This is a genomic window from Leptothermofonsia sp. ETS-13 (assembly GCF_049200465.1).
Classification (GTDB): Bacteria; Cyanobacteriota; Cyanobacteriia; order Leptolyngbyales; family Leptolyngbyaceae; genus Leptothermofonsia.
Genome location: NZ_CP120836.1, coordinates 4084963 through 4097255, shown reverse-complemented (window position 1 = coordinate 4097255; position 12293 = coordinate 4084963). Strand labels below are relative to the sequence as shown.

General features: G+C 50.5%; 7 protein-coding genes and 1 pseudogene. 5 read left to right on the top strand and 3 right to left on the bottom strand.

Annotation, left to right across the window (positions count from 1 at the left end; all coding sequences use genetic code 11):
* Window positions 1–360: 360 nt before the first annotated feature.
* Window positions 361–597, bottom strand: coding sequence for a DUF2839 domain-containing protein (locus P4D80_RS18655; protein WP_421655507.1), 237 nt, complete (start codon window positions 595–597; stop codon window positions 361–363).
* Window positions 598–909: 312 nt separating this feature from the next.
* Here P4D80_RS18655 and carB point away from each other — a divergent pair, with 312 nt between their 5' ends.
* From carB to P4D80_RS18640, 3 genes are all read left to right on the top strand, one after another.
* Window positions 910–2883: a carbamoyl-phosphate synthase large subunit gene (gene carB / locus P4D80_RS18650; protein ID WP_421655506.1), complete on the top strand. Its 1974-nt coding sequence runs from the start codon at window positions 910–912 to the stop codon at window positions 2881–2883.
* Window positions 2884–2933: 50 nt separating this feature from the next.
* The gene (locus P4D80_RS18645; RefSeq protein WP_421655505.1) at window positions 2934–4148 is read left to right on the top strand and encodes an ATP-grasp domain-containing protein; all 1215 of its coding nucleotides are present in this window, start codon (window positions 2934–2936) and stop codon (window positions 4146–4148) included.
* Between the two features lie 792 nt (window positions 4149–4940).
* Window positions 4941–5897, top strand: a complete 957-nt coding sequence (locus P4D80_RS18640; protein ID WP_421655504.1) for an RNA polymerase sigma factor, RpoD/SigA family — start codon at window positions 4941–4943, stop codon at window positions 5895–5897.
* 97 nt (window positions 5898–5994) lie between these two features.
* Here P4D80_RS18640 and P4D80_RS18635 read toward each other — a convergent pair whose 3' ends face one another.
* The gene (locus P4D80_RS18635; protein ID WP_421655503.1) at window positions 5995–7041 is read right to left on the bottom strand and encodes a DUF1611 domain-containing protein; all 1047 of its coding nucleotides are present in this window, start codon (window positions 7039–7041) and stop codon (window positions 5995–5997) included.
* A 537-nt stretch (window positions 7042–7578) separates the two neighbouring features.
* Between P4D80_RS18635 and P4D80_RS18630 the strand changes: the two genes are divergently transcribed.
* Together P4D80_RS18630 and P4D80_RS18625 are read left to right on the top strand one after the other, a co-directional pair.
* Entirely contained in the window at window positions 7579–7812 is a 234-nt protein-coding gene (locus P4D80_RS18630; RefSeq protein WP_421659567.1) for an alanine racemase, read from the top strand.
* Between the two features lie 88 nt (window positions 7813–7900).
* Window positions 7901–8023 (top strand): annotated as a pseudogene (locus P4D80_RS18625) (alanine racemase C-terminal domain-containing protein); the annotation flags it as partial.
* A 280-nt stretch (window positions 8024–8303) separates the two neighbouring features.
* Here P4D80_RS18625 and P4D80_RS18620 read toward each other — a convergent pair.
* Window positions 8304–12290 (bottom strand): DNA-directed RNA polymerase subunit beta', encoded by a 3987-nt coding sequence (locus P4D80_RS18620; protein ID WP_421655502.1) that lies wholly within the window; start codon window positions 12288–12290, stop codon window positions 8304–8306.
* Window positions 12291–12293: the final 3 nt, after the last annotated feature.

Genomic DNA, 12293 nt, shown 5'->3' with positions numbered 1-12293 from the left:
AGGAATTTAAAATTGGTTGGTTCAAGTGCGGAGCTAGCCTCAGGTTAACCGACTGTCCTCCAAAATTAGTATCACTCGAAACAATCAGCTAAAGTTTGCTGCTCGACTAAATCACCCTGCAAAGAGAAACCCAGTAATATCAGACGTAATACCAAACGACTCAACATTTTATTTTCAGGCTAGTGATATCCAGGTCGGCCACCCTTAAGATACACCCACCCTCATTTAGCCAAATTCGGGAAACTCTCTAGGCTGAGTCTGCCTTCCCAAATCAGAAGCGGCATCCGTATTTAAACAATCTTTATTATTCAAAATAATCTTTATTATTCGTATGCTCGTAACAAAATCATCAATTCATAATCAGGGCGTCAGTTCCCACCAGCCAAATGCTGGCCCAACAAAGCGAATGGTCAACCAAAAGATTACCAAAAATCCAATTCCAACCCATGCACCTCTAGTTGTCCACTTTACAAACTGATTGGCCTGGGTTTTTGTAATTGGTAACCAGGGAAGAATGTTGGGTTCCTGACCGTATTTTTCTCCAAGCGCTTCTTTGCGCCGTTTTGACTCGCCCATATCTGCAAGTTTAGAAATCATGGTTTATATAGTCTAGCGTGCCAGGCAGACCCTTTGATCGGGGAGTTTTGATAGCAAACAGTTATCTAAAATCTGGTAGCCGCTTATTGATTTGAAAATAGAAATCAAGAGCCAGGACCAGAATCTAGAATCCGTTTATCTTTTGGCTCTTGACTCTCTGATTTCATGGGTACTGCTGTACAGAGTTCATTGTCGCCAGGTTGGAAAAGCAGCCTGACGTCATTAAACCTTGGGATTAGATAAAGCGCTACCGACTGATGGAACGAAAACTCTTACAATAGGTGGGATTTTTAGACACAAGCTGCTAGCCCTATGCCTCGCCGCAATGATCTTCAAAAGATTCTGCTCATTGGCTCTGGTCCCATTGTGATTGGGCAAGCCTGTGAATTTGACTACTCTGGAACCCAAGCGTGCAAAGCCCTGCGCGATGAAGGCTATGAGGTGGTGCTGGTCAACTCCAATCCGGCAACCATTATGACGGATCCAGAAACAGCAGACCGGACTTACATCGAACCTCTGACTCCTGAAATTGTCGGCAAGATCATTGAGAAGGAACGACCTGATGCCTTGTTGCCAACTATGGGTGGGCAAACTGCGTTGAATCTGGCAGTGGCTTTGGCTAAGAGCGGAATCCTTGACGAATACGGGGTGGAATTGATCGGGGCAAAGTTGCCTGCGATTGAAAAAGCGGAAGACCGGAAGCTGTTTAAAGAGGCAATGGAAAAAATTGGAGTTGCGGTCTGCCCTTCTGGTCTGGCAAATACCCTGGAGGAGGCGCGGGCGATCGCTCAGCAAATTGCCAGCTATCCGCTGATCATCCGTCCGGCATTTACCCTGGGTGGAACAGGTGGCGGCATTGCCTACAACCAGGAAGAGTTTGAAGAGATTGCCCAGTCGGGTATCGATGCCAGCCCGGTGTCCCAGATCTTGATTGAAAAGTCCCTTCTTGGCTGGAAAGAGTATGAACTGGAAGTAATGCGAGATCTGGCGGATAACGTGGTAATTATCTGCTCCATTGAGAACCTTGACCCGATGGGAGTCCATACAGGTGACTCGATTACCGTTGCTCCAGCCCAAACCCTGACCGATAAGGAATACCAGCGGCTACGGGATGCCTCGATCAAAATCATCCGCGAAATTGGGGTAGAAACGGGCGGCTCTAACATTCAGTTTGCCGTGAATCCCGTTACCGGCGAGGTAATTGTAATTGAGATGAATCCACGGGTATCTCGTAGTTCTGCTCTGGCATCCAAGGCAACAGGCTTTCCGATCGCCAAAATGGCTGCCAAACTTGCTGTCGGGTACACCCTGGATGAGATTCCCAACGATATCACTAAGAAAACACCCGCCAGCTTTGAACCCACCATTGACTATGTCGTGACCAAGATCCCCCGCTTTGCCTTCGAGAAATTTCCCGGCTCTCAACCCGTACTGACCACTCAAATGAAATCGGTAGGCGAGGCAATGGCGATCGGGCGCACCTTTCAGGAGTCGTTTCAAAAAGCGCTGCGTTCTCTGGAAACCGGGCGGGCTGGCTGGGGGTGTGACAAAGCTGAAAAACTGCCCAGCCTGGAGCAAATTCGAGCAGGACTGCGGACTCCCAACCCGGAGCGAATCTTCACCCTGCGCCACGCCATGCTGATGGGGATGTCGGTCGAGGAGATTTTTGAGCTGACCAGCATCGATCCCTGGTTTCTTGACAAAATGCAGGAACTCCTGGAAACCGAAAAGTTTCTCAAGCGCACTCCTCTGAAAAGCCTGACCAGCGAGCAGATGTTTGCCGTTAAGCGCCAGGGATTTAGCGATCGCCAAATTGCCTTCGCCACCAAAACGACTGAGGATGAAGTGCGAGCCTATCGCAAGTCTTTAGGGATCGTTCCGGTCTACAAAACCGTCGATACCTGTGCTGCTGAGTTTGAAGCTCTCACTCCCTACTACTACTCCACCTACGAAGAGGAAAGCGAAATCCTACCCTCTGAAAAACGCAAAGTCATGATTCTGGGTGGTGGCCCGAACCGAATTGGGCAAGGAATTGAGTTTGACTACTGCTGCTGCCACACTTCCTTTGCCCTTCGGGATGACGGGTTTGAAACCATCATGGTCAACTCTAACCCAGAAACCGTTTCTACCGACTACGATACCAGCGATCGCCTCTACTTTGAACCGCTGACCAAAGAAGATGTGCTCAACATCATCGAAGCCGAGAATCCAGAGGGTGTGATAATCCAATTTGGTGGACAAACGCCATTAAAGTTGGCTGTGCCCCCTACAGAAGTATCTGGCTAGCGATCACTGCACCGTTCAAACCCAAATTTTGGGCACCTCCCCTGACTCGATTGACATTGCCGAAGACCGGGAGCGGTTTGAAAAAAATTCTGCGTGAACTCAATATTAAGCAACCGCCTAACGGTACGGCCCGCAGCTACCAGGAAGCCCTGGACGTGGCCCGCCGCATCAATTATCCGGTTGTAGTTCGTCCCAGTTATGTCCTGGGTGGCAGGGCAATGGAAATCGTCTACTCCGACACCGAACTGGAGCGATACATGACCTATGCCGTTCAGGTCGAACCAGACCACCCCATCCTGATTGACAAGTTCTTAGAAAATGCAGTGGAGGTCGATGTGGATGCGATCGCTGACCAGACCGGTAATGTTGTCATTGGCGGCATCATGGAACACATCGAGCAGGCTGGAATTCACTCTGGTGACTCTGCCTGCTCCCTCCCTGCCGTTTTCTTGAGCCCGTCCGTCCTCGACCAGATCCGCACCTGGACCGTGCAACTGGCAAAGGCGCTGAAGGTTGTGGGCTTGATGAATATCCAGTTTGCCGTCCAGGGGGATCAGGTTTATATCCTGGAAGCAAACCCTCGTGCTTCAAGAACTGTTCCCTTTGTGTCAAAGGCGATCGGGGTGCCTCTGGCAAAAATGGCGGCACGGATTATGACAGGCAAATCGTTAACAGAACTGGGCTATACCCAGGAAATCATTCCTCAGCATATCTCAGTGAAAGAAGCTGTGCTGCCCTTTGAGAAGTTCCCCGGTACTGATACTATTCTGGGGCCTGAGATGCGCTCTACTGGGGAGGTAATGGGGATTGATGCCAGCTTTGGTGTAGCCTTTGCCAAAGCCGAACTGGCTGCAAATCAGCGTCTCCCATTCAAAGGCACTGTCTTTGTGTCTATGAACAACCGTGACAAAGAAGCCGTTGTTCCTGTTGTGAAGGACCTGATGGCTCTTGGATTTTCCATTGTGGCCACAGAAGGCACTCGCAAAACCTTGCTCGAACATGGGCTAGATGTGGAACTGGTGCTTAAGCTGCATGAAGGCCGTCCCCATGTACTGGACTGGATCAAAAATGAGAAAGTGCAACTAATTATTAACACTCCATCCGGAGAAGAAGCTCAGGCAGATGGCCGCCTGATTCGCCGTACTGCCCTGGGCTACAAGATCCCTATCATCACCACAATCGCCGGAGCAAAAGCCACTGCCGCCGCCATTCGGGCCCTACAGTCCCAGCAATTATCAGTTAAGGCTTTGCAGGACTACCTCTGACAGTAAGTATCAATTATTATTGTTGCCTGGGGAGAAGGTGGAGAGAGTGAAGAGGTGCAATTCCTCACTCCCTTACCCCCTATTTCTTCCCTTCTTCGCTTATCCACTCATCTACCCTTCTACACCTTACCCCTTCTGGCTCCTGGCCTTTGATTTCTTACACCTTCTACGTCTCCCCTTACTCATTCAGCTTCTGGCTTCTGACCCTAGACCCACCCTTGTCCTATTTCTGTTGTTCCTTAAGCGAATTTAACTTTTCTTACATCTTTGCTGAAGAAGATAGGAGTAACTCCAGTTCCTCTCATGCAGGTCAGGATACGTTTTGTTGTGTAGGATGCATTCCCTGAAAAGGATAGTGGGTACCCTTGATATAGTCAAATCTGAGCTTTTATTGAAAAATCTGAGTGTTTTCCTGAACTGAGTGTTTAATAAATTCATCTCAAGGGGTATACGCCTCCCCTCAGAAATGTTACACTTCTTAATGTGACAAGGTGGCTAAGGTTAAGAGTTTGATGCATTACGAAAACCCTAATGGATTAGTAACACGCTAGTTCTAATTCAATCAGGTGGTTAGATCCGGTCAGATCCCAGCAGGTAAGTTTGCGGTTGTCAGCTATTTAGACAGCTAGTTTTTGCCAAATTTAGTTTTTGCTAGATTTTTCTTTCTCGATATTTGGACCCACAGAGGGTTACAAAAGCTAAAGTCCTTGCCTTAGATTGGTAGGGCTCAATTTTGTATCTGCTTGTGAAACTTTTTTCTGTTCTCCTTCTAGCCAAGTTCCCACCAGCGCTATGAAAACTGCTCAGACCTCAACGGATTTAGTGCGCTCCTATCTAAAAGAAATCGGTCGTGTTCCCCTGCTAACTCACGAACAAGAAATTCTCTTTGGTAAGCAAGTGCAGCGGGTATCCACTCTGTATACGATGCGAGATTCCCTTGCTCCCCAGTTGGGGCATACTCCAACATTGGAGGAGTGGGCTCAATATGCGGGACTACCAGTGGACGAGCTTCAGCGGGCGATCGCAGAAGGTGAACATGCCAAGCGCAAGATGGTTGAAGCAAACCTGCGCCTAGTAGTTTCTGTGGCTAAAAAATATACCAAACGCAATGTGGATCTGCTGGATCTGATCCAGGAAGGAACCATCGGGATGCAACGGGGGGTAGAAAAGTTTGACCCTACAAAAGGCTATCGATTTTCGACCTATGCTTATTGGTGGATTCGGCAAGCGATTACGCGGGCGATCGCAGAAAAAGGGCGAACCATTCGTCTGCCGATTCATATTACGGAAAAACTGAATAAGCTGAAGAAAGCTCAACGCCAGCTTTCCCAGAAATTGGGCAGATCAGCCACTGTCGCTGAACTGGCTGATGAACTGGAAATGCCCCCTCGTCAAGTACGGGAGTATCTGGAGCGGGCTCGTCAGCCTCTATCTCTAGATCTGCGGGTGGGCGACAATCAAGATACGGAACTGGGTGAATTGCTGGAAGATCCAGGTGTTTCTCCTGAAGAATTTGCGACCCAATCTTCTTTACGCACTGATCTGGAAAAGTTAATGGCCGATTTAACGCCTCAACAGCGTGAGGTGCTGGCACTCCGATTTGGCCTGGAGGACGGACAGGCACTGACATTAGCAAAAATTGGCGATCGCCTTAATATTAGCCGCGAGCGGGTACGTCAAATTGAGCGGGAAGCCTTAAGCAAATTACGCAAGCGAAAAGCGGCGATTGGAGAATATTTAGCGAGTTAGAGGTGAAAGAAGCCCGATTAACAGTAGTGCTCCTGCCAGAGTTAGCGGTAAGAATTGCCGAGAGATGGTGGGGGTAGAACACGGGCAGGCAGATAGTCTATGAATTACGAAGAATAGCATCCAGAATCAGGTCTGCCCCAAAACGAATGGGATCAGTACAGGGTAGTCCCGTTTCGATTCCAGCCTGTTCGATCGCCAGTTGAGCATCCATATTGTCTAGATGGGCAGTGTTGAGGGCGATCGCAGCAACTTTTGCAGGAGCAAAGGTTCCACCAGCGGCGACGACTGTTTCGTACACTTTCACAACCTCCCTCAACGGTGGAATTGAAAAATTCTCATAGCGGCGAATGTGAGTTTGTCTTGCCCGATGCACTAAAACCAGGTGCGTTGGCTGACTTCCCCGCATCAGAGGCAATGTTGCGGTAGATGCTGGGTTGAAAAAGGAGCCCTGTCCCTCAACGTGTAGAATATCCTGATCGGCCCCTGCCTGCATCACCAGTTGTTCCACGGCTCCAGCCGCGAAATCAACCCGGATTGCATCCAGGGGAATGCCACTGCCAGAAATCATAATGCCTGCCTGACCCGTGCCCAGAAATTTAGAACGCAGTCCCCGCTTAAGGGAAGCTCGGTTCAATTCCAGGCTGGTAGACATTTTCCCCACCGCCATGTCTGTGCCAACTGTCAGCACTCGCAGACAGGAGAGTAATCTTGCCTGACCTGTACCTACGGGCAAATTGGGAGGTTCCTCTCGCACGTCCCAAAGCCATTGCCCTGGTTTGAGCAGAGCGTTGAGCTCTGGGTCAGCCTTCAGGCGGTAGTGCAGTCCATTGGCGATGGAAACCCCAGCCGCGATCGCCTGCCGAATATCTTCCCGCCAGTCTTCTGGTAACTCCCCACCCAGTTTGGCGATGCCAATTGCTAACACATCGGGCTCATACTGAAGCGCTTCTGCGGTGGAAGCTACAATGGGCACCTGACGGGGAATTCCGGTTAGTTCTACCAGAGATTTTCCGGCACACTCGCGATCAATCACCGCAACAATATTGGCATTCGAAAAGCGCAGCATTGCCAATCCTGTTTTACCGTGCAGACCTCGAATCCCTTCATGCATCAAAATAGTGACCTTTTGGTCAGGTTGAATCATCACGTTGTTCTCCAGTTGCCTAAAACCTAGTAGACGCAACAATAAATTCTGCAATATTCAGAGTGACGACTTTAGTTGAACAAGCTAGAGCTTGAACTAGCAAACATTGTGAAACTTTTCAGTTGGTCTGCTAGTGCATGTTAGATACAGCAAACACAGCTATTACAAAGTTGTCTGAAGTAGACTTCAACGGTCTCGTTCATCACCCCTCGCCTCTTAGTGTGTGGGCGAAGCCTAGTGGCTATCGCTATAATTCGGGCCCCTGAAACCTGAGACCTAACCCTCATTAACAACTATCCTCAGCCCCTAGCCTCTCCCTCTCCCCCTTTCCTTTTTCCTTTCCAATTTCCTTTCCAATCAAGTAGCGCCGAATGAAGCAACCTCATATTGAGGTCAAGGTTTCCACCAAAACTTTTGCGGACAATATAACTTTACGCGGGAGCGTTGGGACATTGAAATTAGAGAGGGAGTGGGGGCTTCGCCCCCAGCCAGGGGTGGAACCCTTGTACCCTGTCTTAACCATAGTGACTCCGCTATATCTGTCACATTCGCGATCTCATCGCCCCTGCCCAACTCTGCGTAGTTATGAAAGCCAACGCCTATGAACATGGGTTGCAGGCATTGGCTCCCACTGCCGTTGCCGCAGGATCCGACTATCTAGGCATTTGCACCAATCCAGAGGCAGCGATCGCCCGCAATTTGGGTCTGGGTGTCAAACTGTTGCTGATACTGTTCGCCTCATCTCCCAGTGCAACCATCTGGTCAGGGTAGGAGCAGCCTGCTACGGCGTTCACACATCCCAAGAGTTTCAAAATCCGCCTGAACTGAAGCCAGTCATGTCCATTAAACCAGGGTTACTCAGGTGCGTAAAGTTCCCGCAGGACACCCAATTGATTACGGTAGCCTGTTTACAACTCAACAGGATAGTCTGATTGCATCACTCTCGGTTGGATTTGGGGAAGGCTACCCTGTCTTTCCTTGACTCCCTTTTTTCATTCGGGCGCTGTACGCAGTTCATTGCGGCTACTTATAGCAATAGCCACCAGGCTTAGGACGGGGTGCAGGGTTGGAACCCCTGGCTGGGGGCGAAGCCCCCACACCCCCTTAGAGTCAATGTCCTAAGCAACCTGTCGACAGCTATAGAATTCAGGAGCCACACAAAATCCGTCTATACAAGTAATGACCTGCAAGGGCGAACGGCTGTTCACCCTTGGGTGGAAGCTCTGAAATAGTGACAGTCCTTGCCTCACTCGATTCAGACTTTAGAGGTCGTCATCCTCCTCGTCATCCTCCCCATCGTCATCGCCCATGTCGTCGCTGATCAGGTCATCGTCATCCAGGATAGGCGAGAAAGAGGGGCTGTCTGGTGTCATGCCAAAGTTATCAAAGCTGAAGCTGGGGCGATCGTCAAGGCTTTCCAGACCATAAACGCGGGCGGTGCGATCGTCCAGGACCACATCCTTCAGATCTGTATCATCATCAAACATGCTGATGCCATCATAGGTCAGGTCAACATCTGGACTACCCACCTCTTCGTAAGCATTGAAGCCTGTTCCCGCGGGAATCAAACGTCCAATAATAACGTTCTCCTTCAAACCACGCAGCCAGTCTGACTTTCCTTCGATCGCCGCCTCTGTTAAAACTCGAGTAGTTTCCTGGAAACTAGCCGCCGAGATAAAGCTGTCTGTATTCAGTGAAGCTTTCGTAATCCCCAGTAAGACCGGAGTGTACTCGGCTGGAGCCCCACCTGTAATCGACATCGCTTCGTTCACCTGCTCTACCTGATAAAGCTCAACCAGCTCACCCGGCAACATCGTCGTGTCACCTCCATCATCAATACGAGCCTTAGATGTCATTTGACGCACAACCACTTCGATGTGTTTGTCTGAGATGTCAATGCCCTGAGATTGGTATACCGACTGTACCTCGTTCACTAGAAACATTTGCACCTCACGCAAACTGTGAAGTGCTGCGTCATGCACACCTGCCGTTTCTCGATTCGCCTTAAACAGAATCTCCAGGAGCTCATGGGGGTTTGCTGGACCATCGGTCAGTCGCTCCCCTGCACTCACTTCTTGCCCATCCGAAACAATCACATTTTGGCCGGGATTAATATTGTATTCGGTCACAACCCCATCGGTTTCAATCACCTTGACTTCCACCGAATCATCTTCCCCATAGATCACCTGAGCAGTACCGGAACGTTCACATAAAACACAGGCTTCCTTGGGCTTCCGGGCTTCCAGCAATTCCTCAATCCTAGGAAGACCCTGAATAATGTCTCCGGTCTTAGTCCGTTCAAACACCAGCAGCACCAAGTTATCCCCCCGCTGCACCAGGTCGCCATCATCGATATGCAGAACTGCGCCCGGAGATACCCGATAGGGACGGGCTGATCGCAATCGAATGCTGGAATCACCAACCTCAAGCACCTGACCAGATTCCTCCAGAACTACACCAGGAGCAATTTCAGCGCCAGCAACCAGCAAATCACCCGCCTTCACTGTCGGGGTCTTGCCTCCCGTTTCAACAGTCACCTGGTCTGCATCCCGAACCACCAGAATGCGGCGAATGGCTTCTGCCCCCTGGCGAATCCCCCGAACTTCACCGGCTTCCTTACACTGAATCTCCGTGCGGGCAACAACAGCTCCAGGTAAAATCTGGTCGCCATCTTTCACCAGAATGCGGGTGAGTGTGCTGCCCTGGGTGGGGTCAGCAGCAATATCACGGCGAACCACCAGCGATTCAAGAATCACTAACTGCAACCGCAATGTTTCAGGATCATTTTCATCGGCAACCAGTTCAATATCCGCTGCCAGTTGGGGCGCATCCTTATCGATTTCCAGCACTAGCTGAATTTTGATTAGTTCCAATCCTTCTACCGACTTGACCCGTTCTCCATCTTTGTAGGGCATTCGCTGCACTGCCCGCAAGCGAATGGAGCGACCCGACTCTTCGTTGGTTGATTCCTGGCTGGGAACAGAGGGCTCATCAGGCACGGCAAACTCTGTCACTGGACGCAGAAGCAGCGCTGGACCTTCAGGAGTTTCTACATACTCGACGTAGCGCAGTTCATTCGCAACCAGCCCTGGCATGATTTCTTGACCTGGGTTCACTAGAACACTTTCGCGAGTGATGATGTCGTCCAGATTGTCAATCATATGCAGGTCACCGGGTTTGATCACGATTTCCCGCAAAATATCGTTCTTTTGGGTCACTTCCACCACACCACTGCTCTGACAGAAGATGTCCTTGACGACTTCGGTTCCTGCTTCCACGTATTGCCCGTCCTCTACCATCAACAGAGAAATATCTTTGTTGACTTCGTGCGCTTCCTCAGGAATCCACAACAGGGTGCCGCCTTTGACCACTTCATACCCCTGCTTGGCTTTGCCACGTTTAGCCACTTCAACACCAGAGTATTTGATAATTCCACCTGTCTGTGTGCGGTAGTGGTCGTCAATCAGTTCAGCCACGACCTGATTGTTGGTGACTTTGGTACCTGGCGTAGCCTTGAGAGAGAAGACCTGATTGTGGTTAGTTTCAATCAAGTAATGGTCGCGCCCCTGATAGCTCTCAACCCGCACCCGTGCCTGATCCAGCAAGACAGAGGCGGTGATGATTTCAATTTCGCGTCCACCTTTGCCTTCGGTTTCCTGAGGCAAACGGACAGTACCTCCATGCTCGGTTACCAATTTGGTTTCGGCAATCACACTACCCGTTTCGACGCGATCGCCATTGTTCACAATCGGTTCGGCACCCGGAGGCAGGTTGTAGACCTCACCGGAAAGAATCCACAGCAGCCCACCCCGCTGTGCGATGCGGGTTGTGTTTCCCTGCCGGTCTTTCTTCTCTTCGGGAACCAGATCAGCAAACTTGACTTCACCAGCCATGTCAGAAGCCACGTCCTTCGCTGCTTTTTCGGTGGTTTTGCGGGAGCGCCCGGTGAGGGGAACCTCTGCCAGAATCTGCCCTTGCTTCACCTTCTGACCATCCCGCACCAGCAAGGTTGAACCTTGAGCAATAGAGAAGGCATGGTGCTGCCCGTCCTTCCCTTCCAACGTAATCTGGGACTTTGAATCAACCGAATCGACAATGAGAGCATCTTCCCCGTGGCGAGTGCGGTAGGGGCGGGTGCGTAGCTTCTTGGGAAACCGAATCGTCCCTTCAAAGCTGGCCCGTTCCTGACGCGCCATTTCACCTGTGAATACGCCCCCAGTGTGGAAGGTACGCATAGTGAGCTGAGTGCCCGGTTCACCAATGGATTGGGCTGCAATAATACCCACTGCTTCCCCAATGTCTACTGTCTTGGCGTGTGCCAAACTCCAACCGTAGCAGGACTGGCAAACCGAGCGAGTTGCTTCACAGGTGAGGGGCGATCGCACTACCACCTCTTCCACCCCAGATTTTTCAATTCGCTCCGCTAGTTCGTCTGACACATCCTGATTCCGACTGGCAATCACCTCTCCTGTAGTGGGGTGAAGCACATCCTGGGCAATGACACGCCCCAACAGACGGGTTTTGAGGGGAATAAGGGTGCGATCGCCATCTTTCATGCTTCGCAAGGGAATTCCCCGTTGGGTGCCACAGTCTACTTCCCGGATAATGACATCTTGGGAAACGTCTACTAGACGGCGTGTTAAATAACCAGAGTCTGCTGTCCGTAGGGCTGTATCTACCAGCCCCTTACGAGCACCGTAGGAGGAGATGATGTACTCCGTCACCGTCAAGCCTTCCCGGAAGTTCGTTTTAATTGGAAGGTCAATAATTTCTCCTTGCGGATTGGCCATCAACCCCCGCATGCCCACAAGCTGGCGTACCTGGGAAATGTTACCCCGCGCTCCCGAAAACGCCATCATGTAGACGGAGTTGAGTGGATTATTCGTTTTAAAGTTGCGTACCACTTCATTCTTGAGGTCCTCATTCGTCCCGTTCCAGGTATCAATTACCTTCTGGAATCGTTCAACCTCAGTGATTTCTCCACGGGTGTAGCGGTTCTCAGTTTCCCGAATCGTTTCTTCTGCCGCTTCCAGCAGTTGCCGCTTACTAGGAGGAACCTGCAAGTCATCGACGCTGATGGAAACCCCTGCCTTGGTGGCATAGCGGAAGCCCAGATCTTTGAGCTGGTCTGCCATTTGGGCAGTACGGGCGGTGCCGTAATTGGTGAACGCCCAGGAGATCAACCTCGTCAATTGACCTTTGTTGATAATTCGGTTGCGAAAGATTGGTTGATTGTTCTGCTCTACCATCGT